This window comes from Actinomadura sp. HBU206391 (assembly GCF_014323665.1).
Classification (GTDB): Bacteria; Actinomycetota; Actinomycetes; order Streptosporangiales; family Streptosporangiaceae; genus Actinomadura_C.
The window spans coordinates 43,632-67,292 of sequence record NZ_JABVEB010000001.1 but is presented as its reverse complement, the minus strand read 5'-3'; the positions used below and the strand labels follow the sequence as shown (position 1 = coordinate 67,292).

Genomic DNA, 23,661 nt, shown 5'->3' with positions numbered 1-23,661 from the left:
AGCTTGAGTCGTTAGGCGGCCCAGCATAGAAAGAGGCCCTGTACCGGAGCGGTACAGGGCCTCTGACCTGGTCGGGGTGGCGGGATTTGAACCCACGACCTCTTCGTCCCGAAGCAATTCCGGTGAGTCGATCTAGGTCTGCCTGAGTCGATCGGGGAGCCCCTCACCTGCACCAATGCCCTGAGGGAGTCGCGGCGGGTCCGAGGGAGCTTGGAGGCATTGGCTCCCGAGATGGCTCCCGTGGCTCCCTCCCGGCGGGAGGGGAGCCCCCATGAGAAACAAGATCAACGAAGAGAACGACCCTCAGTTTCCCAATGGCAGCACGTTGCTGGTCTGGTATCCGCCCTGTGGTGCCGACGCCCACGACCGGTGCACGTGGGCATGGCTGCCCGGCTCGATCTTGCGCCAGTGCTGCCCGGATGAGTGCTACGTCGTCGTCAAGGTACTCGATTTTGCCGAGCCCGGTCCGAACGTGCCGAACGGAGACGCGCCGGAGGACCTTCTGTGTCCTGCATGCTTCCGTGACTCCAGCGAGCTTCGCCCGATCAGCGAGGAGCGTTGGATGCGCCTGCGGGAAAGCCGATGATCGATCGACTCATCCGGATCACGACGGCGGTGGCGGTGCTGACCGTCGCCGTGGTAGCCACGATCATCTCTTATCGCCACGCGTACGAACTCGTTGTCACTCACGGGGAGTCCGGTCCAACAGCCCGGCTGGTGCCCGTCACCGTGGACGGTCTCATCTGGGCCGCGTCGATGGTGATCCTCGATGCCAATCGGCGCGACCGACGTGTTCCACCGTTGGCTGGCTGGAGCCTGGGCGTCGGGATCGTGGCGACTGTCGGCGCCAACCTGGCGCACGGGATGGGCCACGGACCGATCGGTGCCCTGGTCAGCGCGTGGCCCGCTCTGGCGCTCGTCGGTTCCTACGAGTTGCTCATGATGCTGATCAGGTCCGAAGCCAGCACGATGGAATCGGCGCCAGATGAGGCTGAGAGCCATGCTCCGCCAGCGGCAGAACGCGATGCACCACTTGAGCCGTCGGAGACGCCAACTCTGGAGCAGATGGTGCGCGTGCGGCACGGAGCGGGCGAAAGTCAACGAGCCATCGCTCGTGAACTGAAGATCGACCGCCGCAAAGTCAAACGCATCATTGACCAACCCGCATGAAGTAGAGAGGTCCTACACCAAAATCTCTTGGTGGAGGGCTCTTCTCATACTGGGCGGAAGTGTCATGACGGATCCCAATACCCATCAGGGGCTGGAACAAGTCGCGCCTGAGAAATTTCTTTATGCTCGTATTCGTTGCACATCGCGAACGGCCCATTTGGGCCCATCAAGATTGGAAGCTGTGGGTCCAAGTAATCTCTGTACCACTCGGGTATTCCGGTACCAGGTTCCAGTCGTTTAACTTCCCATGAGTGCCATATCGCCGTCAGTCGGGAGATCGCTTCGGCATGCTCCCACCAGCGAGGACACCACCGGAATTCGCTGCCGAGGATACGGCGATACATGGGGATAAAGCGTTCGGTAACATATTCTTCGACGGTAGCGAAGACCGGTTGAGGGGTCTCGCTATCATCGTCAGTATCTTGCCTGTCGGGGAACTCGTCACGGTCGCGTCGCTTGGGTGGCCGACCGCTCTGGCGGCCCTCATTCCGTTCCCTGAGCGCCGCCTCGCGCATCTCCTCCCACCGCTCATCTGAGGCCACCCGGAAACTCCGATTTCGGCGTGCTGCTTCACTCCGCAGATATCGCACCAAGAACTTCGCGGTCTCGGGTTTAGCTGGCACATGCTTGCCTGCCAGCCAGTCACTCAGCGACGTGGTCGACATCGATATGGCCGGCTGCTGGACTTGCGCCCGCTTGACCACAGCCTTGTACGGCGGCGAGCCCGCCGCCTTGTACAGCTCGCGCAACGCGGTAGTGAACACCTTGGTGCTGCTGCTGTGCTCCTCAGCCACTCGCAAACGCTACCGAATCCGGACCGAACGCAACCGGAAAACATCTCCCTGAGGTCAAACCTCCAGGTCAACTACCTTGCCCGTCGTTGACCGACTGCGCGACTGATCGCCGAAAACCCTCCGGACGGCTGTCATTGACAACGACGACATCACGACTCGAGTTGAGGAGAATGCATGCTTGGCAAGCCCATGCGCCGCCGTCTCGTACACGCCTCGCTTTTCGCCCTTACTCGCGGGATCGCTTCCGCGCTCGGCGCCAGCCTCGTATCTGTAATCGCTTATTGGATCATCCACCGGTAGAACCAGAGCCGACCATCCCGGTCATCACCGCTTTGGCGGTGGTCGGCGTGGCCGCTGTCACCTCCTGCTGGCACGCCTACGAGTTGGTGCGCTCGCACGGAGAGTCGGGGACTACCGCGCGGCTGGTACCGCTCACCGGGGGATGGCCTCATCTGGGCCGCGCCGATGGTCATCCTCGACGCCAAGCGCCGAAACAACGTGTACCAGCGTTGGCAAAGTGGAGCCTCGGGGGTGGGCATGGTGGCCACGGTCGGTGCCAATGTGGCGCATGGCCTGAACCGCGGCGTTATCGGTGCCCTAGTCAATGCCTGGCCGGTCTTGGCCCTTGTTGGGTCGTTCGAGCTGCTCATGACGCTCATCCGGGCAGGCTCGGAGGGCAACGTGAAGGCGGGGTCCGACACGTTCGGTAGTCCTACGGCACCGTCTCCTGAGCCGAGCCTGCCCATTGCGCCGGTCTAGGAACCAACGCTGGAGCAACTGGTGCAGGCGCGGTACCAGGCGGGCGCCAGCCAGCGTGCCGTCGCCCGTGATTTGCAGATCGACCGACGCAAGATGAATCGGATCATCAACCCGCCTGCGTAATCAGTGAGGATCACGGCTACAGGACGGTCACGTGGCACTGGCGCCAGGACTGGTCCGGTGTGGGTGTCGCCGCCGTCCTCGTACCCGCTGGTGTTCACGCTGGTCATGCTGCTGGGCTACCTGGGCCGGCCGATCGGCAGGCCGTTCGTGGAGCATGCGGTCATCGCCGGGGCCTCGGCGCCGAAGCTGACCGCGCCGATCGTGACCCGGGCCCTGGGGTCACTGGGCATCGCCGAGGTGAACAAGGCGCTCGCCGCCGGTGGGGAGGGCATCACCTCCGTGTCCGACCCCTACCGTGACGGGCCAGGGTGGCGCCCTGACGTCGACCTGCCGTTCGGTGAGACCGCAGCCGACATCATCGGCAAGCGCGACGTGGCCGGAGACCGACCCGGACGAGCACGCCGGGCGGCTGGTCCTGTGGGTCGACGACCGGCCGCTGCGGGAGCTGCACATGCCCGCGTGGCCGCTACTGAAGGACGGCCGTGCGGACATCTTCCAGGCGTTGCCGCTCGGCGTCGACGTCCGAGGCCGCGCGGTGAACGTCACCCTGATCTTCCAAAACCTGCTGGTCGGGGCGATGCCGAGGCAGGGCAAGACGTTCAGCGTCCGGGTGCTGCTGCTCGCCGCGGCGCTGGACCCGATCGTCCAGCTCCGGGTGTTCGAGCTGAAGGGCACCGATGACCTGTCGCCGCTACGGAAGGTCTCCCACCACTACGCGTCCGGGATCATCGACCCGGCCATCGAGGCGTGCCTCCGTAGCCTGGAAGACCTCAACGGGGAGGTCGAGCGGCGCAGCGAGCTCATCAAGGAGATCGCCGCCAAGCACCCGATGGACTGTCCCGAGAACAAGGTGACGCGGAAGCTATGCGAGAACCCTCGCTACGACCTGGCGCCGATCCTGGCCGCGGTGAACGGGACGCAGAACCTGTTCGCGCATCCGGGGTTCGGCGACCGCGCCGCCGAGCTCGCCGAGCGGATCATCAAGGTCGGCCCTGCCCTGGGCATCATCCTGATCCTGGCCACGCAGAAGCCGAACTCCAAGAGCTGTCCGACCGGGGTCCGGTCGAACGTGGCGATGCGGATGGCGCTGCGGGTCGCTGACCAGGACACCAACGACATGATCTTGGGGACCTCGCAGTACAAGAACGGGGTCAGGGCCACCTCGTTCTCCCGTAAGGACCTGGGGATCGGGATGCTCCTGGGCGAGGCCGACGACGTGCAGATCGTCCGGACGTACTACCTGGACAACCCGGCCGGCGACGCCGTCACCGACCGGGCCCTTGAGCTCCGCAGCGCGGCCGGCACCCTCACCGGGGTCGCCGCCGGCGAGCTGTCTGTCATCGCCGCGGCCGAGACCCTTGTCGACCACGCGGCCGCGGTGTTCCGTCCGGGCGAGGCCTCGCTGTGGAACGAAGTCATCGTGACGCGGCTCGCCCAGGAGCACCCGAGCTGTACGCCGGGTGGAGCGCGCAGGACCTCGGCAACGCACTGGGCGCCCACGGGATCAAACGCCGGCAGCTCGAACGGGACGACAGCCAGGGGGAGCGGAAGAACAAGCGCGGCGTCGACCTGAAGACCCTGCAGGAGGCGCAGCGCAAACGCTCAGAAACGGACATCCCGGGTCGCTGGTCTGGTCGCTTGGCCAGCGGCCCTGGCCGCTAGACCTAGCAACCCTGCTAGCGGCCCTGACCAGGCAACCAGCGGACTAGCGGCCCTCACGCCATCACGCTACAACCGCCCCGGGAGGCACCTCGTGACCCCTACCGACCTCGCTGCTGGCACCACCGATACCGCTGGCGGCCGGCTCTTGGTCGTCGTGACCGTCCTCGTGTTCACCGCGGGCTACCTGCTGAGCGCGCGGCTGGGGCCGTACGGGCGGTGCCGGCGATGCGACGGCAACGGCCAGAGCCCCGGCTCGAACCGCAACCGGTGGGGGGTCTGCAAGCGGTGCAAGGGCAGCGGCCGGCGGGAACGCTTTGGCGTCCGCATCGTCCACAAACGGCGACGCTAATTTGAGAGACTGCGGCTCCCCCCATTGGCCGAACCCGGGAGTTCGCAGATGAGCAGATGCGCCAACGCTGATTGCCCGTCCCCCACCCACTCCGAGCTCACCATGTCGTACCACTGGGTACAGGTCCACGAGGTCTACCTTCAGCAGGTCGGACAAGGCGAGTCCACTGTGCAGCAGCACCGGTTCGCGGCGGTCGCATGCTCCAAGGCGTGCGCGGCCGCCGTGCTGACGGCAGCCGAGACCCCTGCAGCCCACAAGCCCACCATCTGATGCAGGAAGACGGGGACACCTCGCCCGACTGGGATGAGACCATCGCGATGGCGGAGTCTGGCTTGCCCGCCCTGGCGTTCGCCATCGTCGACGTGCTCCGCCGCGGCGCCATCGATGAGCTCTGGCGCACGGTGGATCCGCAGTTCCGCCTCGCGCTCGCCCAGATGTGGATCTGGCGCAACCGTGACGCGCTCGACGATGAACTGCGCGCCGAAGGAATCAGCCAGGACAACCTGGCGGCCGAGCTCGCCGAGGCCTCGCCCCAGCACCCGCTATGGGCCCAGTGCGCCCGCGTCACATTGCGCACGATCCTTCAGGCAGTGGGGGACCTCGACCAGGAGCTTGGGTCGCCAGCCGACCACGACCGCTCAGCGCGGGCCTCGAGCTGGTCGTCCTCGGCGCGACGAACAAGCTTCCCCTCGACGAGAACGGGATCGCCTACTTCCCGCCCGGCATGGAAGCCGAACGCCTCTCGTTCGTCATGCGGCTCGTGGACGGTCAGTGGATGCTCGCCGGCATCGGCCACCACCTGCTGATGCCGGGCTGGCCACCGACGTCTGAGGAAGTCGCTACCGGCGACGACTGAGCCGGACAGAACAACTAGCCCGCGTCTGTCCGCCACCGTCGCGGCCCCGCCGATGTGCGTGCTCGGCCGGATGCAGGCAGCCGCCTGACCGCTGTGGTCCCTACCTCCGCAAGTAGACCGCTACCCGCTCATCGACTCGGGCGGGACGCGGCACCCCTGCGGGTAACTCTCTGCGGTCACCGAGGAATCCATGACGTCCGGACAGTCCGGCAGCCCCCAGTGGGCAGGCGGATCATCCTTCGGCCAATGAGTGCACGGGCCGGTGTTGAACTGGGCCTCGCCGTGCCGCCAGCAGTCCGCCGAGTGGTCCGCCGAGTCGACCGGTTCCCGCCGAGGTCGACCACGGATCCGCCGGCGAACCCGATGATTGCCGCCGCGATGGCCACCGCGAGGAACCCGATGTACTTGGATCTCATCCGCACATGGTTGGGCAGTCGCTAGCCACAGGCCTGGGCCGTCAAGAGACTGGCCCAGGTCGGTCAGCTTGCACACCGTGGCTTGGGCGCCAGGTGCCGCCCCCTGACGTACGGGCAGGGCGTCACTATGTGTGATGTCGAGTGCCCCCACACCCATTCCCCGGAGGAGGCCGCCAAGCTCGTCGGCATCTCCGTCCACACGCTCAGGAAGCGCGCAGGGAAACGGCTCGTTCCGTCGACCAAGGTCGCCGGGCGCCTGCGGTTCTCCGACGACAACATCGCGCAGATCATCGCCGCCGGTCACCGGCCGGTCATCGCCAAACGACCGGCGAGAAGCCGCGCCCGCTCCTGAACCCCCTTCACCCCCGGAGGCGGCCGTGTACGTCAGTGCTCCGGGCCCCTGCCGTTGGTGTCCCGGCTGGCCTTGAGGCGTTCGTCGCGTTCCCGTTCGACCCTCTTGATCTGGGAGACGCTCTTGTATTTCTGGCCGGGGAGCGGCGTGATGTCGGAGGCGGGGACGTGCGTGCGGCAGGGGGTCCAGTCCTGGCCGTTCCATTCGACCCAGGCGATGTCGGCGGCCCATCGGTGTGGGCCTTCCCATTCCCATCGGAGCAGGTAGGCGATGCCGCCGGCTCTGGCGGATCGTACGAGGGGTGGGACGCGGGGCACAGTCCTGGTTGTACCGCGATGTCCCGTGTTCGAACAAGCGAGCGATACCTGACCATGTCGGCGAGCTCTCTGGCCGTACGATCCGCCGTCACCGGTTTGCCACCCGTTGACCGCTGTCGCGCCGTTGCCCACACTGACCGGATGGCGGCAAATGAGGACCGGAGGATCCATGACGGAATGGGCGAATCTGCTGATCCCGGCCGCCAGCGTCATCGCCGGCGGCCTGGTGACCGGCGGGCTGACGCTTTGGGGCCAGGCACTGGTGAACAAGGGCACGCACGCGCGGGAGCGAGAGGCGCGTCACGACGCCTTCAGGGTCCGGCAACGCGAGATCGAGCGAGATGCGCTGCTGACCCTTCAGGATGCTCTTGGTGAGCATTTCCGCATCTGGCAGCACCTGAGGGGCACTGCCGTCGAGGTTCGTCCACCTGAGTCGGTTGATCAATTTCGACTAGTCAGGCTGAAGATTCTCTCGCTTATCAGCCGGGTGCCCAATCACGTCACGGAAGCCGTGGACGCGTACTGCATGGTGGTCTATGAGGACTTGGACCCCGAAACTCCCGGGCTTGCGTTCGAGGACGTTGCTCACCTCCTTCGTACGGCACAGGATCTGGCCGGAGAAGCGCTCATGAGAGACCTCTGACACACACTGGGATCATGAGGCTCGACCCCGATGACGAGCTCACCGAGCTCCTCAACCTCGACCAGGCCGCCGCGCTCGCCCAGGTCACCCTCCGCACTCCCGAACCAGTGGATCAAGGCGGAGAAGCCGGCGCGGACGGCGGCCGAACGTGGCCGCTCGACGCACATCCAGCAGGGCCTGGAGACCTCCGACTAGGTGTTCGTCATCGCGCGTCCTCGCCCCTCACAGCTCTTGCAGCTGCCCTCGCGGGTCGCGCGCCCAGCGGTTCCCGGCAGAGTCCCGGAACTCGATGCCCGTGACGTACATCTCGTCGGAGATGTCATCGACTTGACGCCGGATCCCCTGCGGCATGTCGACGAACTCGGTGCCCTGCGGTGGGATGGCGCGAAGCTCCTCCACGCTAGATCCGCGATGAATCGGGTCCCATCCGGACGTGCCGTCAGTCCGGTCCTGCACATAGTAAAACTCCACCCGGACGTCGTAGATGGGCAGGTCCGATGCATTCCTGATGTAGGCGCCGTACCGGTCAGTGAGATATTCGGGCGTGCGGGGCCGAGGCCTATTGGGCTCCTCGAAGCTGCCGAACCATGCGGCGACTTTGTCGGCCTGGGCGCGGCGGGCATCCTCGATCTCAGCACGGCGGTCTTCTTCAGCACGCCGACGGTCCTCGGCAGCTGCGTGCCTGTCCTCGGCCGCCAGCTGCCGATCGTGCTCTGCTCGCGCGTCACGCCTGGACTCAATGCGGAACAGGAAGAAGCCGACGATGCCAGCCGCGACTGCGGCGGTGACGCCCGCCCAGGTGGGGACGTCACCCCAGTTCAATTTTGTGGAGGCGCTCAATGTCGCTTCGGTGTGGTTCACGCACGACCGTCCTCAGCTCGTCGGAGCAGCATCGCTTCGAACAACTGGTCCTGACGCTTCTGGATCGCCTGGTGCTCTGCGTACATCTCCTCGAGGACCGGGCTCTCCAGCTCTGGGGAGCGGCCGATGATCGCTCGCACCCTGCGCTCGAATTCTGGACGGTCGCCAGTCTGCTGCAGTTCGATCTCTTCCAGGATCTCGGCCGCATCCTTCCGCGCTTCGGCGAGCCGGCCGGACGTGATACCGACCGCGTGGGCCATGTGAGCGACGGTTTCGGCCGGCGCCGGGTTGCCCGTACCGCGTTCGATCTGGCTCCAGCGCTGGTGGCTGATGCCGGCCCGTTCTGCCGCTGCTGGAATGGAAAGTCGGCGGCCCTGCCGCGCGCGCCTGATGAGCCCAGACTCTGGGTGGCGGTCAGGCTTCGGTTGGCTATGGGGTTTGTGTATTTGGCGTCTTCTGCCGCATGAAGAGATTGATGCCGTCGACCATGAGTTGCGCGCGCTGTGGAGATAGCTTGCCGAATTCTCCATGAGCAGCCTCGTTTCGCTGCCCCGCCCACGCGGTGATGTCCTTCACGTCCTGGGCGGATAGGTGCCCACTTGAACGCAGCGCGCTGGAATAGCTGCTGATCCCCGGCTTCCCTGTCACGGTCACGCCGGTCTCAGCGACCTTCGACCGGAGGAACTCCTCGAGCGCAGCGCCAGCGAGGACAACCGGGGCCGCCGGATGCACCTTGGCGTCGCTGATCAGCTGCTGGACCTGCTCCATGAGATCTGTCGCCGCTTCGATTCGCGCCTGCACTGGGAACGGAAGTGCTTGAGCCATGCCGTCCTTGATGAAGGCCTTCCAGAGCTCGAGAATCTCGGCCACCCGCTGAAGCGCGTGGGCGGCATCGGCCGGCGAAGACCTGTCGAAGCACGCTTCAGCTGCTGCGAGGAACTGGGTGTCGGACGCGTAGCGCCTCAAGAACTCCAACGCGGCCGATGCCTGCCCGCGCATCGTGATTGCCGGAGCCCTGAGCCTTCCGCCATGCGCTCGCGCGTTGGACTCAAGGCTTCGAAGGCGCTGGGCCTCTTTGGTAGCCCAGTCGGCCAGTTCATCGTCGAGATTCAACGTCACGATGCTCGCGCCACCTTGAGCCCGTGGCGCATCTTGGGGCGGGGGGTAGTTCTGCTCATGTGTCTCCCTGCGCCCGTTGGACGCGTCCTCGTTGACCGCCCTGTCCCTTTAGGACGCCCCGGTACCCGGTTTTGTTGTCAGAACGGCCAGCCCCACTGGGCCCAGGCCGCGACACCAGCGATCGTTCCGACCACGGCACAGCCACCTAGGAGGAGGACGCCGGGCTTACGGAGGGCCCCCCAGAGCCGAGATTCTTCCTCGGCCGCGGGTGGTGATCGTTTGCCGTCTGCTCGGTGTTGCCCGTGGTGACCGTGCTGGTTGAGCCATGCGAGGCCGCATATACGGTCAACTCCGAAAGGCTGAATTTCTATTGCGGGAACGTTCCTTCGGCCGAGCACCAGGAGACGTTCCACCGGCTGGCTGCCGATACTGCCGCGGCGACCGAGACCAACCGATCTAGCCTCGAACTTCGCCGGGGCGGTCCAAGTGTCCGTTCTCGGCCAAAATGCCATAAGGAGGTTTTCCGCCTCGTCGTTGTGGCCAGGCTTCAGCCCGGACCGGCGAGTGAATGCTTGGTCGACAGCTAGCCTAGAGGGATGGCTTGATGGTGGTTGAGTCGACGGAGACCGCGTGGCGCATTCAGGCAGCTGTTGCGGATTGGACAGCCAAGGCTGATTCGAAGGCCTCGTTTGCTTTGACCACGCAGTCCACGGCTGTCTTGGGCCTACTGGCGAGCTCCAAGCGAGCGGCTGGTGATTTCGATTCCACGGTGCCACCGCTGTTGTTGTGGCTCGGCGTCCTGCTCATGGTTGGCGGTGTCGGTTGCGCGGCCTGGGCGATCTCGCCCAATCTCCGTGTGGAGCGACGAGGGCTGGAGAACGAGGACGACTTCCTGTATTTCGGACATGTCCGGCACCTGGACCCGGCGGTGCTGGAAGCGGCGCGTCGGGACAAGGATCCGTTGCCGTCGCTGTCCCAGCAGGTGGTGGTGATGAGCGAGATCGCCTGGAACAAGCACCGGCGGGTGCAGTGGTCGCTGATGTTGGCGGTCGCGGGAGGTGCCGCTTTCGGCCTGGCGAGCGCCGTCGGAAGACACACCAGGAGGGCATCGCAATGAATTTCCGCTCCCTGGTATCCGCCGATGTGTGGCGTGACTTGATCGATCGCGGGCGTCGACGGACCTACCCATCCAACGCCGTGCTGCTCGCGCAGGGCGAGTCGCCCGACTGCGTGATCGCATTGGTCGACGGTTTGGTGAAGGTCGTTCAGAGCAACGAGTGCGGCGACGAGCTGACTCTGATGCTGCGCGGGCCAGGTGAGGTCCTCGGGGAAATGGGCGCCTTGCTCGGCCGTCCACGCTCAGCCACCGTCACAGCGGCGCGCCGCTGCACCGGAGTTGTGCTACCCGCTCATGCCTTCCGAGGCTACGTGGAGCGGCATCGTTTAGAGAGGGTCATCTACCAGCTGACCGTGGAACGGCTGAACAGCCACGAACGCCTACGGGCAGACCTGGTGCACCTGCCCTCCATAGGGCGCGTGGCCCGAGTGGTGAGCCACCTCGCGGACGAAGTCGGCCAGCCACAAGGGGCGACCAGCCTGCTCGTGGAGCTGGGCATGCCCCGCACCGAGCTGGCCACCATGGCGGCAATGCGCCGCTCGTCCGCACTTGTAGCCCTGGGCCAACTCCAGTCAGCCGACATCCTCACGCTCGGTCGGCGGCGCCTGATCATCACAGATGTGGCCCGCCTCCGGGCAGTCGCCCGGGGTGAAGAGGACCTCGGCGTCAGAAGCGGCGAGGATGCCGCGCCTGCGATGTGACTCACCGCACGCCCGTACCGTCCAACGCTGGACCATTTCATCCCTGCCTCTCCTCGAGAGTGGCTTTCACCGTCATTCGCGGCGAAACACACGCGACGAGAGGAGCGGCATATGTTGCCGTCATGGGAGCCGTTGTGGCCCTACCGGGCCGTTCTGGCCGTAGATGCTCGAAACTTCAGTGCACTGGACAGCAGGGGCATGCAACAGGTGAACGCCGACATCTCGCCGTTGCTGGCACAGGCACTCAGTGCCAGCAACGTGAGCGCTCACTGGGAGCGGCGCATGTTCGGCCAGCACACCGGCGACGGCTACGTCGCTGGCATGGACCCGGAAGTCCTGCCCGCCCTCGTGGGCTGCTTCCCTGACGCCCTCCGGGCAGTTCTCGCCCGCCGACGTGTCGAGACCCCGGCAGGGCCGCCTCTGCAGTTGCGAGTCAGCATCCATGTCGGCCCACTGCCGAACAGCGGACTGGGCGTGCCGATGGTGCACACCCACCGGCTCCTGGACGACGACGCGCTGCGGACTGTGCTTAACCGTGCGAACCCGGAGATCACCAACACCGTGATGATCATCTCGCAGCGGGTCTACGAGGACGTCTTCGAAAGCGGCTGCGTCAACGGCGACGTACTACCAAGCCAGTTCACCCAGCACCTGGCGAAGGTAAAAAAGTTCCAGCAGCCAGCCTGGATACACATTCCAGGGTTCGACTGGAGGCTCGCGGACCCGGACATCTTCGAACCGGTCGACTCCATGGAGCCGACTTCAGCGCAGCCGAAGACCACTGCCCTTGGAGCATCACCCCAGTCGGTTTCCCCGACCCCGGGCACGGTGAGCCTCAATCATCACGGCGAGCACGGCATCCAGAGCTACAACTACTTCGGCGCTGGACGGGAGCAGTAATGATCGACCACGAGCAAGCCGAGCAGGACCGCATGGAGCCCACCTCACCATCTACGCAACTCACCGGGCCTCACGGGCCTGCGGGCTCACCTCTACCCCGAGAGGGCGACGAGCCGAACGGTCAGTGGCACCCCAGCTCGGTGGACCTCCGTCACTATGGCGAGCACGGCATCCAGGCCTACAACCTGCATCTGAACGGCGATCAAGCCATCCCCATCCCCATCACCGAGACCGACGCCGACTACAAGGCGAGCCAGGACGGCCGGTTTGTCCCACCACGCAACACACACCAGTGGGACGCCGCTTCTAAACTGCTGGACGAATACGGAATCGTCGTGCTCTGCGCAGCCCCGGGCACTGGCCGGCGAACCGCCGCCGTACGCCTGTTGCGTACGGCGACCAGCAGTTCGCTAACGATCATCGACCTCGACCCCGAATGGTCCAGGCCTTCGGTCCGTCCGCTGCCGAAAGAGATAGCGCATGGATACATCCTCGATCTCTCCGACCTCCCGGATCAGCTCAGCGAACGGCTGGGCGCCGACCTGGTCGGCCATGGTGTGGAACTGCGGAAGAAGAACTCCTTCCTTGTCATCCTGGCCACGCCCGATGACTGGTACGGCCACTGGGCTGAGCCCACGCTGCCATTCACCATTCGGCTGGAGTCTCCCGACGCGAGGGCCCTCGTCACGGCGGAACTCCGGGCGCACCATCCTGGCGACCGTGCGGCCTGGCTGGACGGGAAAGAGTTCACTGACATTTGGAAGGCCAACCCCTCCGCGCGTGCCGCGTGGCGTCTGGCCGACCGGCTAATCCGGGCATCCGGCGCCGACCAGATCCAGTCGATCGTCGATGAATTCGGCGACTGGCACACGGAAGTCGAGAAACTCCTCAGCAAGGATCGGGCGGCGGAAAGCGACTCGCAGTTGCTGGCCACCCGGGTCACGGTCTGGGCCGGCGCTCTGCTGCACGGAGGACAGCGCAGCTCCGTCATCAAGGCAGCCGACGACCTCCTGACCCAACTCGGCTTCAAACGCAACCCTGCCAACGTTCTGACCGACGCCACCACATCGAGCCGACTGAAAGCCGCAAAGATCACCCGCAACGGTGACCGGGCTTTCCACGACACGCAGAAGGAAGGCCTGCCCGCTGCCATCCTGCGCCACCTGTGGGACGAGTTCCCCACCCAGCACAAACTCCTGTGCAGATGGGCGATCGACATCGCCGCAGACCGAACCGTCCCGGAAGAGGACGCCCGCCTGGTCACCACTGCGCTGTTGAAACTGGCGGTTTACCGCCACGACCGGGCAATCCTCGACGGACTGGCGAGTTATCTCATAGGGCCTCGACGGATCCTGGCCGTGGAAGCCTTGACTGAAGCAGCAGGAGATAACGAGTTCGGCCGCTATGTCAGGGATCGCCTGCGCCAGTGGATGGATGCCAAGACCCCATCGGACAACAAAGTTGAACTCGTCATCGAGATCTGCGGCGGCACCTGGGGAATCCATCAGCCTGCCCTCGCGGTGACACGTCTGGGCAAGGCGGCGGGCCACAAGGAGTTCGGCTCCGCGACCGTCGTCCACGCCTTCCAGCAACTCGCCCTGCGACGGCCAGAAGAGGTGCGAAGGGCCGTCCACCAATGGCTCAGCGACGTTGAAAGCAGGCAAGACGACGAGACCCTGCGCCGCCAGACTCTGGGAGCCTTCCTCGCCCTCGTCTCCAGCGACGAGGGAACGGACCTGATCCTGGACGACACACACGACCCCGAGACCCGGCTGCGCATCATCCACGCATGGCAGAAGCTACTGTCCACCGACGACGCCGTGGAGGCAGTGGTCAAACAACTGTCGCGATGGCATGAGCGATTCCATGAGGATCCCGACCGCCGGGAAGCCGTAGTTAACGTACTTGCCGACATTTACACCCCACCCAGACTCCGCTCTGGACTCGACCGGCTCATGGTGACGGAAGAATCGGCCATCCGCCCGTTCTGGCGGGATGTCCTGGTGCTGGCCACCAACCGATACCAGACGTCCAAGGAGGCATCGACCCCTTGACGACCGACGGACCGGGCCCGTGGTGGAGCCGCCGGCGCAGTCGGATTCAGGCCCAGTGGCCCACACGTCTGCCCGGAATCCGCTTCTGCGCCCGCGGCACACTCACCTACGGGCCACGAGCCAACTTCAAGGCCAGCGACACAGCCACCGCGCGAGCCGCCGCACGACTCGCCCTGGACGAACTCGGCCGCGGCATCACCCAGCGTCACATGCCCGAACAGCTCGACACCGCGCAGGAACGCCTCACTCTCGCAGCAACTCACTGGCACACCGTCGAAGACACTCCTGGCCTCTGGCTGAAGGCACGCGTCACCCTGACGCTCACAGAGCAGGATGCGGACCGGGCCCAGAAATACCAAGACGCTCTGCGTGGGGTGACACTACAGGTCGAGCAGGAGCACGAGCGCCGAGAACGGTTCAGACAGGCGGTCTTCGACAAGCCGGACGCAACGCGCATCTGGTGGCTCGATCGCCACCTGGACGATCTGGAATCCCTCGACTGGGACGCCTTCAAAAACAAGATCCTCCCGTTGGTCGGCGCGGCTGACGACATACAGGCCAAGGCCGAACGCATGGCCCAAACCCTCCTGTACATCTGGGAGAAACTGGGCGATGACCCGGGGCAGCACGCACGCTTCATGACCACCGTCCGCACCGTCCTGGACCAAATGGGATGGGGCGACGCTCCCTGGCTGATGTCGAGCGGACCAGCAGCCGCTGACTCAACCGATAGTGGTGGTGACGAGGGGGAGCCATCCCGAATTGCCGAGACGGGTACAGCTCGATGAAGCTATCCGCTCTGCGCTGGTTGCTCGACCCGGCAACCAGCCTCCTGGCCTTGCGACTCCACGCTCAAGTACGCAGCCGCATGTCCTACGACGCGGCATGCGCACGGCCTGAACCACGGCGTCATCGGCGCGTTGATCAGCACCTGGCCGGCCCTGGCACTCATCGGCTCATTCGAAGGCCTAATGATGCTGGGAGCGCCTAAATTCGTAGTAAGACTAACGACGCTTAGGCTTTTTACCTTTATTACCCTTCTTCCCTCGCAGCCTATGGGTCGATCTGTGCGCAGACGGCGGTATGACTCTCCCCATTCTTTCTGGGGGGACGAGGCCCATATCTATGACGAGCTGGTCAAGTTCTGGATCGTTTTGAGAAAGTTCGTTGTGATAGTGGACTGCGATGAAGTTAGCAGCTTCATCAACGAGAAGGCCCAATGCTCTATCTGAGCGTAGTTGGTGCTTCTTAGCCATAAGATAGGCGCCCATGCGCCGACGTGCTTCTTCCCCTTCCATTCCTCGTGGACACGAGTAGATGATGAGGATTGGAAAGCCCCACGCTCCTGCGTAGCAATGGAGTAGCGAGTGCGGTGCATGGTCGGATCGCGTCGATGTGATCGTCCTACTGATACCGTCTGTCAACGCCTTCTGTGCATCCGATGCGAGGTTCAACAGATCGGATCCGAATCGAAACCACCCTGGTTTCCTGTCCTTTTGCAGAAAATCAATGACCTTAAGCACTGAGCTGCTAGCTGCAAACGCAGGCTTGGGGACTTCCTCAGTACTTGAGCCCTCTTGGAAGTAGACCCAAGCATCCAGAGGATCGGTGTGGGTATGGACTCGTGTCGGGACGCTTGCTCGCCTGTACCGCTTGCGATCGGCAGCAGTGGGTTTGCCGGACATAGGGTGCGTCTCACTTACCTTATCCGGATCGGGTTCGACGTATAGCCCGCCGTTGAGAAAAAGCATGAAAAGATCAAGCTCGTCTTGGGCTACAAACTTTTTGGAGACATCAGACCCTGTGCGGCGCCTTAGGTACAAAAGGAACTCTGCTGGGTGATCTAGCATAGTAGCGATGATGGCTAGATCGTGCAGAGAGACGATCCATGCGAATTTTGCATCCCGATAATGTCACTTCGGATGAGTTCGTCTAGCGCTGTGGCCAGAGGGCCCATGTCGTCAAGGCATACTGCGATTGACCGGATCTCCCGCACGTGATCGAGGCTTAGCCAGGTCCGATCAGCTTGCCAAAGACCTTGGTTCTGTTCAATCAACGCTTCCAGTCGGTGTGCCTGAAGGGTCGCTTCGCCGATCGTTCTTTCAAGATCCGTAGATAGCCGGCCGACATGGCCGCGTTTGGCACCATCGGAGATGCTGCGGCCCTTTACTTCGACACAGATGGCTACATCCTCGATGAGGAAGAGCGCGTCTGCCTCTACCTCTTTCCCAATAGATGTGATGTCCGTGGCCGCGCTGGTGAGCCTAGCCACAGGAATATTTTTCTTTGGTGCGTAGTATTTAAACCCGGTTTTTGTTGCCTTCGTTTGAAGGATGGTCTCGAGGTACTCGACGGATAGGGTTTCGCTAATCCTTGTCCGCTGGCGGTCGTATCTTGCCCACATTGGCGTCTCTTTGAGTGCTCCTTCCACGATGTGACGAAAGCAGTCCGTGCCAATAGGCATGCTTAGGGTCACAAAGTTGCCTGCGCCGTCACTGATCAGGCTGGCACGGAAAAAGGGACCTTCCCCGTCCAGGAAGTGTCGCACCGAATCAACTGGATCGCAGGTTGCGAAGTTTGTGCTGAACAGGTCAAGTACCGTTGCCACGACAGAGACCTCCGTGCCTGTTCGCTCTGCAAGCTCCTCTGCTGTGAACGCCGCTCGTGATCCTGGGTATATGAAAACATCAGTGGCAGCCTTGCGACCTCGCTCGATCTCATCTGGCCGTTGATTGCTGCGGCCGCCTACCTCCCAGTCTTCGGTCACCTCACCAAGTTCACTTAGACACATTTGTAGGTTGTCAAGGTAAACCTCGCGAATCGATTCGCGAATGCCCACAAACTGTGCGTAATTAAAGCCAAGTACACTCGCCAATTCTTCTTTTATTGGGCCCTGCATCAAAGAGCTGTTCGTTGAATTTGTCATGGATGTGAGCGTATTGCTTGTAACGCACGAAAAGCTCGCTTGATCGATAATGGGACGAAAGTCGGGTTAGCGGTCCATATTTCTCGCTGTCGCCATCCATGAGCAGGGAGAAAGCGCCAACTTGGAGAATCGCTGAAGCGTGACGATGTAGCTCATCCACGATGTGATTGGGGGTAGGTCCTTCGTGTCCAGGTGTGGATGGATCTCTCGACCCCCGAGCAAGTAGGACTAGAGTAACTATCTCTATGATGGCCGCCAGGCCTTCGTGTTCGCTCTCACGATGGCCTGAAAGAACGAACGGTACCTCCATCTGTCGCATCAGCTCAATGACATCAAACGCGTCATACCCAGCAACAGCTTCGGCTATAGCGGTAACGTACTCGCTGAGTACCTCGTCTCTGCGGGAGGCATAATCCTTTGGAGACTCATCGACTCGCAGATGTACCGCAGCGTTCGACATATGACGGAGCAAGGATTGCATACCCCGCGATCCATCGGTAATAATGCGTCGAGATATATCATTTTCTTGAGTCATGAATGCGCCTTCTAATTGCACTGCGGGTATCGTATAGCGATCTTAGCGAATACCGTCCAGGATATTAGGCTAATCTTAATGGTATCAACTCATTGACATGCTTGTTGTCGACCCGACTTGAAGGCCACTTCTGGTCACGGTTGATCCAATAGCTGGCCGCTCGGGAGAATAAATTACGCTCCGTACTGCTCTCTTAGCAGAGAGGGGGCGGCGATGAGCTCAACCAGACTTGTTCATAGCTTTCTAGGTACGTGCCTGCCAATCCCTCATTTGTTGTCATGCGCAGGTGGAGGACGGGTGCCTGGGACGCGGGGATGCCTTAGATATGAGGGTTGATCATTAGATCCTCATCGACGTAGTACATCGAATTGTAGAGAACCGTTTCATGTAGGCGGATGTCGACACCTTGTGCGGCCTGCAAGGTCCTCGTACTTCGGGACGGGCTTGCCCTCCCCGTCCCGCAGGATCTCGCCGTCATCGTCGCGCTCGAACCCAACCTCGCGCCGCACGATCTTCCCGTGGGCAGGCGGTCACGTGCTCGCGCTCCAAGCCCTCCAGGACGGTCCGCTCCGCAGCGTCGAGCTTCTGCAGTTCCAATGCCCGGGCGGCGGCGGCCGGCTCCTCCATCGTGTCGCTGGGCGCCCGGTGGACGGCGTCGAAAGCTGACTGCCGGGAGATCCCGAGCGCATCCCCGATCGCCTGGTAGGTCATCGATCGGCCTCGGAGAGCGGCCGCCCGCGCGTCCCTCTCTGCGGTGGCCGGGTCACAGTCGAACCGGCCTTTGCCGTCTCGTGTCCTGTCGGCCATGTTGTCAGGCTGGGTCACGGTCCGCTCCTCTCGGGTGGTCATGCGCTCTTGGCCTGTGTGTGGGCGGCGTCGCGGGCGTGGGCCTCGTCGACGAGCTCGGCGAGCGCTGCCCGGCGGGGACAGGGGTTGTGCTGCTCGCGCCACTGCTCGGGCGGGACGAACCCGTTCCACTGGCTGCGTTGCTTGAAGCTGATCGGCGGCTGACGAGGCGTTCAGCGAGGTCTCGGTACGCCAGGACGGCGTCTCGGTTGGGGCGCCGGTTCATCGCGTGCTCGCGGCGGCGTCGACGTAGTGCGGGCAGGGTGGTTCGTGGTACCCGAACTCGCATCCGTTGGGGCAGCCACGGCGGGCGAGGCCGTCTCGCATGTACGCGCTGGGCTCGATGGGCGCGCCCCTGGAGTGGTCGGCGACCTTGACGGCCCGGATGGCGAGTTCCTCCGTGGATGCCTCCGGGCCCAGTTCCTCTCGCGCCTGGCGGTAGGCGGCGGCCTGCGCCTCGGGTTCCAGGATGAGGAGCAGACCCTCGGCGTCGATGTACTCCTGATGGGCGGCGCGGGCGGCGTCCTGCTCGGCGATCCGGGCCTCGGCCGCCGCGCGGGCTGCTTCCTTCTTGGCCTTCTGCTCGGCATCCCATGCCTGCCGCAGCTTGCGGTAGTCCGTAGGCCGCTCGGTGGGCTGGCGGGTGTCGCCGGCCTCGAGGGCGTGGAACGGGGTCTGGCCGTCTCCGATCTCCCTCACGATTCGGCGGAGCGCGGTGCGGTAGGTGCGCTCGTCGACCCCACCGGCGGGCGGCTGGGTCGCGCGGACGCTGTCACTCAGGCGGTTGGCCCGGATCCGCTTCACTTCGCCGATGATCTCGCCGACCGCAACGAAGGCGTGCCCGGCGGAGACCCGGTTCTGGACGGCCTGCTGGCAGTCGGCGAGCGGGTACCTGGCGAGGACGTCGAACCACGCGTCCGGCGTGTACTCGGCGATCTTCTGCTGCGGGCACAGTGCCTTCACGTACTGGACGAGCAGCACGGAGTCGCTCGGGGTCATGATCGTGCCTCTCTGGCTCTGGCCCGCTGCATCTGGCGCTGGACCATGTCTGCTTCGGCCTGCTGCTGTGGCGTGAGTCGGGGCGCGCTCCCGGCGAGGCGGAGTCCGGCTGGGGCGGTGCCGTCGAGTGGCTTGGGCGGGAGTTCGCGCCATCCGCCGAGGAAGTACTTCGCGGAGTGGACGGGCTTGCCTGCGTTCTCGGTGGTGGCGGCGGCGCGGACGGCATACTCGGTCATGGCCGCGAGGCCCTTGGACTCGATCAGCGACTGGACGAGCGCCCATTGGCCGTCGAGCGCCCAGCGGATGCCGACGAGCCCACGCGCCTGGATGGCGTTGATCAGCGGGAGCGCGAACTCGGGTGGTCCGCCCGCGCTGGCCTGCTTGCTTTCGTCTTTGGTAACCGTCTTCGGAAGAACCGTCTTACGGATATCGGGCCGGTTATCGTCCGACGAAAACCGGTCGTTCGAAACGACCTGGGTGTTTCCCGAGGTCGTTTCGTCCGCGCGGTTATCGTCGTACGTAACTTCGTCGGACGATGATTCGTCGGACGTAGATGGGCCGGACGTCGTAACCTGCGTCTTGGCGGGCGCGAGCGGCTCGTCACTCAGGACCTGGTCCCATTCCCACTTCCCCCGGCCGAGCGACTTCTTGGTGCGCCGGAGGTAGCCGTGCTCCTCCAGCTCCTTCAGCGCGAGTGAGATGGCCCGGCGGCCCTCGGTCATCTCCGCCATCAGCCAGTCGATCGTGAATTCCCAGTCGGGTGGCCACGACAGGATGATGTAGACGATGCCGCGCGCGAGTCCGGAGAGGCGTCTGTCGCGGGCGCAGACGTTGCTGAGCAGGACGTACCCGCCCTTCTCCGGGTCGGCCGCGCGGATCGACGGCATTACGCCTCCCCGTCGAGGTCGAGCGGGGACGTCCCACCGAGCCGCTTGTGCAGGTACCGGAGCCCCTGGACCGTGATCCGGATCTGGGTGCTGAGCTTCGGCTCCTTGGTTCGCGGGTGCTCGTAGCTGGTCGTGCGCTCGACCAGGTGGGCCGAGTGCTTGGCGTACGGGATGCCCCGGCGGTCGACCATCCCCAGCGCGCGGAGGCTCCGCATAAGCCGGTTCTGACCCGAGCTGATGGCCGGGTCGCGGTTCAGGATGTGCGCGGCCTCGCGCAGCGAGTAGTCGCCTGTCGCGCTGGCCAGGACATCCCACGCCGCAGCGGCTGGCTCCAGCTCCTGGATCGTGTTCCGGCTGGTCTCCAGCTCCCGGGCCTGCTGCGCCGCGAGCTCCAGCGCCTCCGCGAAGCTGCGGGGAATCTGGAACCCGGTGGTCGCGTAGCCGCCGGTCCGCCGGATCGCGGGCAGGACCTCGGCCGTGATCCACCGCTTGAAGGCCCGGGCCTCGGGCTTCCGCGAGCGGAGGATCAACGAGTAGAGGTCGGACTCGTTGATGATGTTGACGGGCCGCTGCTGGCCACCCTCACTACTGATGAGGGTGGTGTCGCGCTCGTCATCGTCGAGGTAGCTGACGGCCTGGCTTGGATTGCCGATCGCGAGGATCGCGCAGACGTCGGCCGCGACGAACCACGGCTCCCCGTCGACGAGGACGGTTCGGATCGGCTGGTCAGTGATGGGGAAGCGGAATGGTTGGACTGAAGTAGGCAGGCTGCCGCCCACGGGTACCCCCGAGACGTAGAAAGGACGGTTTCGGAGGGTCAGGCGGACGCCGCAGTGCGGCGTGGCCTCCTGGCGCGCAGGTGCGTGACGCCGGATTCGGGCGCGGCCGGCGGCTGGGCGGTGCGACGGCGTGGTGCCGCCTTCCGCTCGACCGGGCCGGGCTGGACCTCGAACGTCGCGATGATCGCCTCGACGTGGGTGTCCGAAACCCGGTACGACCCGGAGATCATCACGAACGGGATCCGCCGCTCAGCGCACATCTTCTGCAGCGACCGCTTGCTGATCTGGAGCGCGTCGGAGACCTCGTCGGCGGTGAACAGCCGAGCGCGCGGGCTCATCGGGCACCTTCCGGCTGCACATGGGCGAGACCGCGACATATGCGATCAGCGCCGACTCGCGGACGCGCCGGCGCGGGGGTACCGGGCTGGCCGAGGTCGACGGCTTCGAGGCGTCCATCTCGGATCATGCGGCGGACGGTCTCGCCGGAACAGCCCAGCGCGTTCCAGACGTCGGCGGGCTTGAGTAGCCGCGCCTCGGGGCTGACGGGGACCTCATCGCGCTGCGCGCGTGTGTCCTGGTGAGGCCGAGTGTGGCCGGGTGAGTAGGCGGGGCGGCTTGAGGGCCACGCCTGAGCGTGCGAACCTTGCACGTGCGGTCTCCTGTTTGCTCTGCCTTGCTAGGGGCGGTTTTCAGGTGTTCCGCGTCTGGCCCGGCCGGTGTTTGGCGCACCGGCCGGGCCTTCGCGTGCTTCCCATGGGCACCATGAGGAGCAATACCCACTCTGGCCTCCGTCGCCTCTCGGCGCAACTACCTGTTCCGCGTGTCGTGCATGATTAGCATTCAAGATCGATGCATGGTCGCATACGCCACTGATCGCAAGTCGGACTCTCGCGAGTTCTGCCGAGTTTTGCCGGTGCTTGGCGAGTGAACCTCACAGGTGAAGATCCGGACCGGCGACCAGCCGGTCACTCAAGTCGGCGAAACTCCACGAACGTTCCGCAGGTCAGCTAGGACAACACGGAGCGTGTCGAACAGACGGTCGGATTAGGTAAAGGGTGAGTAGGTTTGTCCCTTTGATCGTTGCGAATCCCTCTGTCGATGTGCCCAAACCGGACCCGCGCGGCGACGGTGCGCCATCTCTTCTCAACGCTTCCCTTTACCTCCAGCGACCACGCAACGCGTATCAACCGATGCGGTTCACAGGTAGCCTCCCGTTCATGCAACGCGGAACGTACCCTGACTATGCGGCGATGAGCACGCTGGAACCCCCTACGGCGTAGGCGTTCCCGGCACATCCCGTAACTTTCTCCACTCGAAAGGACCAGGCCCACCGATGCCGACCGATGCTGAAGAGACACCCGGCCAGTTCGCGACGTGGCTGGAGAGCACCGCCCAGGCCCTGGGGTACACCAGCGACTCGGCCTTGGCCAAAGCCCTGGAGGTCAAGCAGTCGACCGTCTCGCGTTGGAAGCGGAGCGCCACGGCCAAGCCCAGCACCGAGCACCTTCTCCGGATCTCGAAGCTGTTCCGCATACAGCTGGAGCCGCTGCTCGTGCTCTCTGGGCATGTGCCGGCCGACGCCGTAGGCCAGAGCGAAATGCCGCCGGCGGCGGTGACGGCCACCGAGCGGCAGATCGCCGACGCGGAGGTGCCGGACGAGGTGCGGGAGCTGCTCCGCCGCTACTGGGATGCGCGGACCCGCGAGGAGCAGAGCAGGCTCACCGACCTCATCGCGCTCATCATCGACGCCCGGGCCGCCGAGAAGGTCCCGGCTCACCACGTGCGGACGGCAGTCGAGCTGGTGGAGACCGGCGTCGAGTCCCATGTTCTTGGAACTTTGCTGCAGGCCCGTGAGGCGTACGCAGGCCTCAAGCGCAGGCCGGCCAAGACCCGGAGGTAACCACGTGGGCTACGCGGAGAAGCGCGGCCAGGGAACCGGCACCTACTTCATCGCGCGGGGTTCAGCAACGGGCGCGGCAAGTGGCCGACCTGTAAGGACGCGAACGGCGCCGTGATCCGGTACCGGAAGAAGCGCGAGCAGAGCAGGCCGCCGACGACGAGGAAGCGAAGGTCCGCGGCGGGAAGTACCGAGACCCGGCCGCCGGCGAGATCACGTTCGGCGCCTGGGTCGACAACTGGTACGCGGCGCAGGAACTCGCCGTCTCGACGATGCAGAACATCAAGCACCACGTCGAAGAACACCTCTTGCCGCGGGCTGACGTATGTGTTCCGGGGGAAGGACGGCACCGGGCCGAAGGGCGCGAGCCTGGCCGACGTCGCCCGCCGCGCCGGTGTCTCGGCCGGGACGGTGTCCAATGTGCTCAACCGGCCCGACCGGGTGGCGGCCAGCACGCGGGCCGGGGTCGAGGAGGCGATCGCCGGTCTCGGGTTCGTGCGCGGCGGCCAGGCGCACCGTACGACGGGACCATCCCCGCGCGGGGATGCTCCCAGACCGTCGTCCTGACTGGGTCACCTCGGCGGTCGGCCTCGCGCGGC

The 23,661-nt window shown here is 64.6% G+C and carries 29 protein-coding genes; 16 read left to right on the top strand and 13 right to left on the bottom strand.

Going from position 1 to position 23,661, the window contains the following annotated elements:
• Nucleotides 1-271 precede the first annotated feature (271 nt).
• Nucleotides 272-586, top strand: coding sequence for a hypothetical protein (locus HKK72_RS00350; protein ID WP_187232154.1), 315 nt, complete (start codon nt 272-274; stop codon nt 584-586).
• On the top strand, nt 583-1,170 hold the full coding sequence (locus HKK72_RS00345) for a DUF2637 domain-containing protein (RefSeq protein WP_187232153.1): 588 nt from the start codon (nt 583-585) through the stop codon (nt 1,168-1,170). The genes HKK72_RS00350 and HKK72_RS00345 overlap by 4 nt, the downstream gene beginning before the upstream one ends.
• A 62-nt stretch (nt 1,171-1,232) precedes the next feature.
• Here the strand turns inward: HKK72_RS00345 and HKK72_RS00340 are convergent, their stop codons facing one another.
• Nucleotides 1,233-1,964, bottom strand: coding sequence for a DUF4913 domain-containing protein (locus HKK72_RS00340; RefSeq protein WP_315986999.1), 732 nt, complete (start codon nt 1,962-1,964; stop codon nt 1,233-1,235).
• Nucleotides 1,965-2,429: 465 nt separating this feature from the next.
• Here HKK72_RS00340 and HKK72_RS00335 point away from each other — a divergent pair, with 465 nt between their 5' ends.
• On the top strand, nt 2,430-2,723 hold the full coding sequence (locus HKK72_RS00335) for a hypothetical protein (protein WP_187232152.1): 294 nt from the start codon (nt 2,430-2,432) through the stop codon (nt 2,721-2,723).
• A 239-nt stretch (nt 2,724-2,962) separates the two neighbouring features.
• On the opposite strand, the gene HKK72_RS00330 is transcribed toward HKK72_RS00335, so the two are convergent.
• Complete coding sequence (locus tag HKK72_RS00330) at nt 2,963-3,118, bottom strand: hypothetical protein (protein WP_187232151.1); 156 nt, start codon at nt 3,116-3,118, stop codon at nt 2,963-2,965.
• 65 nt (nt 3,119-3,183) lie between these two features.
• On the opposite strand from HKK72_RS00330, the gene HKK72_RS00325 reads away from it, so the two are divergent.
• The 5 genes from HKK72_RS00325 (at nt 3,184) to HKK72_RS00305 (ending at nt 6,481) form a co-directional block, all read left to right on the top strand.
• On the top strand, nt 3,184-4,419 hold the full coding sequence (locus HKK72_RS00325) for an FtsK/SpoIIIE domain-containing protein (RefSeq protein ID WP_187232150.1): 1,236 nt from the start codon (nt 3,184-3,186) through the stop codon (nt 4,417-4,419).
• A 180-nt stretch (nt 4,420-4,599) separates the two neighbouring features.
• Nucleotides 4,600-4,857 (top strand): hypothetical protein, encoded by a 258-nt coding sequence (locus tag HKK72_RS00320; protein WP_187232149.1) that lies wholly within the window; start codon nt 4,600-4,602, stop codon nt 4,855-4,857.
• A gap of 48 nt (nt 4,858-4,905) precedes the next feature.
• Nucleotides 4,906-5,127: a hypothetical protein gene (locus HKK72_RS00315; protein ID WP_187232148.1), complete on the top strand. Its 222-nt coding sequence runs from the start codon at nt 4,906-4,908 to the stop codon at nt 5,125-5,127.
• Between the two features lie 47 nt (nt 5,128-5,174).
• The gene (locus HKK72_RS00310; RefSeq protein ID WP_187232147.1) at nt 5,175-5,663 is read left to right on the top strand and encodes a hypothetical protein; all 489 of its coding nucleotides are present in this window, start codon (nt 5,175-5,177) and stop codon (nt 5,661-5,663) included.
• Between the two features lie 593 nt (nt 5,664-6,256).
• Nucleotides 6,257-6,481 carry a hypothetical protein gene (locus HKK72_RS00305; RefSeq protein WP_187232146.1) on the top strand — a complete coding sequence of 75 codons (225 nt, stop codon included), beginning with the start codon at nt 6,257-6,259 and terminating at the stop codon, nt 6,479-6,481.
• Between the two features lie 32 nt (nt 6,482-6,513).
• Here HKK72_RS00305 and HKK72_RS00300 read toward each other — a convergent pair whose 3' ends face one another.
• The gene (locus HKK72_RS00300; RefSeq protein ID WP_187232145.1) at nt 6,514-6,798 is read right to left on the bottom strand and encodes a hypothetical protein; all 285 of its coding nucleotides are present in this window, start codon (nt 6,796-6,798) and stop codon (nt 6,514-6,516) included.
• A 169-nt stretch (nt 6,799-6,967) separates the two neighbouring features.
• Here HKK72_RS00300 and HKK72_RS00295 point away from each other — a divergent pair, with 169 nt between their 5' ends.
• Nucleotides 6,968-7,441: a hypothetical protein gene (locus tag HKK72_RS00295; RefSeq protein WP_187232144.1), complete on the top strand. Its 474-nt coding sequence runs from the start codon at nt 6,968-6,970 to the stop codon at nt 7,439-7,441.
• Between the two features lie 222 nt (nt 7,442-7,663).
• Here the strand turns inward: HKK72_RS00295 and HKK72_RS00290 are convergent, their stop codons facing one another.
• The 3 genes from HKK72_RS00290 to HKK72_RS00280 are packed head-to-tail and all read right to left on the bottom strand — an operon-like array spanning nt 7,664 to nt 9,421.
• A complete protein-coding gene (locus HKK72_RS00290; protein WP_187232143.1) occupies nt 7,664-8,302 on the bottom strand; it encodes a hypothetical protein in 639 nt (212 codons plus the stop codon).
• Nucleotides 8,299-8,832: a helix-turn-helix domain-containing protein gene (locus tag HKK72_RS00285; protein ID WP_187232142.1), complete on the bottom strand. Its 534-nt coding sequence runs from the start codon at nt 8,830-8,832 to the stop codon at nt 8,299-8,301. Before HKK72_RS00285 ends, HKK72_RS00290 begins: the two co-directional genes overlap by 4 nt.
• Complete coding sequence (locus tag HKK72_RS00280; protein WP_187232141.1) at nt 8,732-9,421, bottom strand: hypothetical protein; 690 nt, start codon at nt 9,419-9,421, stop codon at nt 8,732-8,734. The genes HKK72_RS00285 and HKK72_RS00280 overlap by 101 nt, the downstream gene beginning before the upstream one ends.
• 604 nt (nt 9,422-10,025) lie before the next feature.
• Between HKK72_RS00280 and HKK72_RS00275 the strand changes: the two genes are divergently transcribed.
• From HKK72_RS00275 to HKK72_RS00255, 5 genes are all read left to right on the top strand, one after another.
• Complete coding sequence (locus HKK72_RS00275) at nt 10,026-10,538, top strand: Pycsar system effector family protein (RefSeq protein WP_187232140.1); 513 nt, start codon at nt 10,026-10,028, stop codon at nt 10,536-10,538.
• On the top strand, nt 10,535-11,239 hold the full coding sequence (locus HKK72_RS00270; RefSeq protein ID WP_187232139.1) for a Crp/Fnr family transcriptional regulator: 705 nt from the start codon (nt 10,535-10,537) through the stop codon (nt 11,237-11,239). The genes HKK72_RS00275 and HKK72_RS00270 overlap by 4 nt, the downstream gene beginning before the upstream one ends.
• 207 nt (nt 11,240-11,446) lie before the next feature.
• Nucleotides 11,447-12,139 carry a hypothetical protein gene (locus HKK72_RS00265; RefSeq protein ID WP_187232138.1) on the top strand — a complete coding sequence of 231 codons (693 nt, stop codon included), beginning with the start codon at nt 11,447-11,449 and terminating at the stop codon, nt 12,137-12,139.
• Entirely contained in the window at nt 12,139-14,193 is a 2,055-nt protein-coding gene (locus tag HKK72_RS00260) for a hypothetical protein (RefSeq protein WP_187232137.1), read from the top strand. Before HKK72_RS00265 ends, HKK72_RS00260 begins: the two co-directional genes overlap by 1 nt.
• Nucleotides 14,190-14,981, top strand: a complete 792-nt coding sequence (locus HKK72_RS00255) for a hypothetical protein (protein ID WP_187232136.1) — start codon at nt 14,190-14,192, stop codon at nt 14,979-14,981. Before HKK72_RS00260 ends, HKK72_RS00255 begins: the two co-directional genes overlap by 4 nt.
• 1,076 nt (nt 14,982-16,057) lie before the next feature.
• Here HKK72_RS00255 and HKK72_RS00250 read toward each other — a convergent pair.
• From HKK72_RS00250 to HKK72_RS00225, 6 genes are all read right to left on the bottom strand, one after another.
• Nucleotides 16,058-17,119, bottom strand: coding sequence for a hypothetical protein (locus HKK72_RS00250; protein ID WP_187232135.1), 1,062 nt, complete (start codon nt 17,117-17,119; stop codon nt 16,058-16,060).
• 1,009 nt (nt 17,120-18,128) lie between these two features.
• On the bottom strand, nt 18,129-18,479 hold the full coding sequence (locus HKK72_RS00245; RefSeq protein WP_187232134.1) for a hypothetical protein: 351 nt from the start codon (nt 18,477-18,479) through the stop codon (nt 18,129-18,131).
• Nucleotides 18,480-18,722: 243 nt separating this feature from the next.
• Nucleotides 18,723-19,499 carry a hypothetical protein gene (locus HKK72_RS00240; RefSeq protein ID WP_187232133.1) on the bottom strand — a complete coding sequence of 259 codons (777 nt, stop codon included), beginning with the start codon at nt 19,497-19,499 and terminating at the stop codon, nt 18,723-18,725.
• A complete protein-coding gene (locus HKK72_RS00235; protein ID WP_187232132.1) occupies nt 19,496-20,386 on the bottom strand; it encodes a hypothetical protein in 891 nt (296 codons plus the stop codon). Before HKK72_RS00235 ends, HKK72_RS00240 begins: the two co-directional genes overlap by 4 nt.
• The gene (locus HKK72_RS39590) at nt 20,386-21,165 is read right to left on the bottom strand and encodes a phage antirepressor (protein WP_222720161.1); all 780 of its coding nucleotides are present in this window, start codon (nt 21,163-21,165) and stop codon (nt 20,386-20,388) included. The genes HKK72_RS00235 and HKK72_RS39590 overlap by 1 nt, the downstream gene beginning before the upstream one ends.
• Before the next feature lie 38 nt (nt 21,166-21,203).
• On the bottom strand, nt 21,204-21,503 hold the full coding sequence (locus HKK72_RS00225; protein WP_187232131.1) for a helix-turn-helix domain-containing protein: 300 nt from the start codon (nt 21,501-21,503) through the stop codon (nt 21,204-21,206).
• Nucleotides 21,504-22,498: 995 nt separating this feature from the next.
• Here HKK72_RS00225 and HKK72_RS00220 point away from each other — a divergent pair.
• The gene (locus HKK72_RS00220; protein WP_187232130.1) at nt 22,499-23,065 is read left to right on the top strand and encodes a helix-turn-helix domain-containing protein; all 567 of its coding nucleotides are present in this window, start codon (nt 22,499-22,501) and stop codon (nt 23,063-23,065) included.
• Nucleotides 23,066-23,112: 47 nt separating this feature from the next.
• Here HKK72_RS00220 and HKK72_RS39585 read toward each other — a convergent pair whose 3' ends face one another.
• Complete coding sequence (locus tag HKK72_RS39585) at nt 23,113-23,367, bottom strand: hypothetical protein (protein ID WP_222720233.1); 255 nt, start codon at nt 23,365-23,367, stop codon at nt 23,113-23,115.
• Nucleotides 23,368-23,389: 22 nt separating this feature from the next.
• Between HKK72_RS39585 and HKK72_RS39580 the strand changes: the two genes are divergently transcribed.
• Nucleotides 23,390-23,629, top strand: coding sequence for a LacI family DNA-binding transcriptional regulator (locus tag HKK72_RS39580; RefSeq protein WP_410050270.1), 240 nt, complete (start codon nt 23,390-23,392; stop codon nt 23,627-23,629).
• The last annotated feature ends 32 nt before the right edge of the window (nt 23,630-23,661 follow it).

Bases quoted from the DNA above. Each gene is read 5' to 3' on its own strand.
- HKK72_RS00270 (WP_187232139.1), top strand. From the start codon at position 10,535: ATGAATTTCCGCTCCCTGGTATCCGCCGATGTGTGGCGTGACTTGATC.
- HKK72_RS00240 (WP_187232133.1), bottom strand. From the start codon at position 19,499: ATGACCCCGAGCGACTCCGTGCTGCTCGTCCAGTACGTGAAGGCACTG.
- HKK72_RS00335 (WP_187232152.1), top strand. From the start codon at position 2,430: ATGGTCATCCTCGACGCCAAGCGCCGAAACAACGTGTACCAGCGTTGG.
- HKK72_RS00330 (WP_187232151.1), bottom strand. From the start codon at position 3,118: ATGCCCTCCCCACCGGCGGCGAGCGCCTTGTTCACCTCGGCGATGCCC.
- HKK72_RS00345 (WP_187232153.1), top strand. From the start codon at position 583: ATGATCGATCGACTCATCCGGATCACGACGGCGGTGGCGGTGCTGACC.
- HKK72_RS00260 (WP_187232137.1), top strand. From the start codon at position 12,139: ATGATCGACCACGAGCAAGCCGAGCAGGACCGCATGGAGCCCACCTCA.
- HKK72_RS00285 (WP_187232142.1), bottom strand. From the start codon at position 8,832: ATGGAGAATTCGGCAAGCTATCTCCACAGCGCGCGCAACTCATGGTCG.
- HKK72_RS00310 (WP_187232147.1), top strand. From the start codon at position 5,175: ATGGCGGAGTCTGGCTTGCCCGCCCTGGCGTTCGCCATCGTCGACGTG.
- HKK72_RS00350 (WP_187232154.1), top strand. From the start codon at position 272: ATGAGAAACAAGATCAACGAAGAGAACGACCCTCAGTTTCCCAATGGC.
- HKK72_RS00275 (WP_187232140.1), top strand. From the start codon at position 10,026: ATGGTGGTTGAGTCGACGGAGACCGCGTGGCGCATTCAGGCAGCTGTT.
- HKK72_RS00220 (WP_187232130.1), top strand. From the start codon at position 22,499: ATGCCGACCGATGCTGAAGAGACACCCGGCCAGTTCGCGACGTGGCTG.
- HKK72_RS00225 (WP_187232131.1), bottom strand. From the start codon at position 21,503: ATGAGCCCGCGCGCTCGGCTGTTCACCGCCGACGAGGTCTCCGACGCG.
- HKK72_RS00315 (WP_187232148.1), top strand. From the start codon at position 4,906: ATGAGCAGATGCGCCAACGCTGATTGCCCGTCCCCCACCCACTCCGAG.
- HKK72_RS00305 (WP_187232146.1), top strand. From the start codon at position 6,257: ATGTGTGATGTCGAGTGCCCCCACACCCATTCCCCGGAGGAGGCCGCC.
- HKK72_RS00250 (WP_187232135.1), bottom strand. From the start codon at position 17,119: ATGACAAATTCAACGAACAGCTCTTTGATGCAGGGCCCAATAAAAGAA.
- HKK72_RS00295 (WP_187232144.1), top strand. From the start codon at position 6,968: ATGACGGAATGGGCGAATCTGCTGATCCCGGCCGCCAGCGTCATCGCC.
- HKK72_RS00235 (WP_187232132.1), bottom strand. From the start codon at position 20,386: ATGCCGTCGATCCGCGCGGCCGACCCGGAGAAGGGCGGGTACGTCCTG.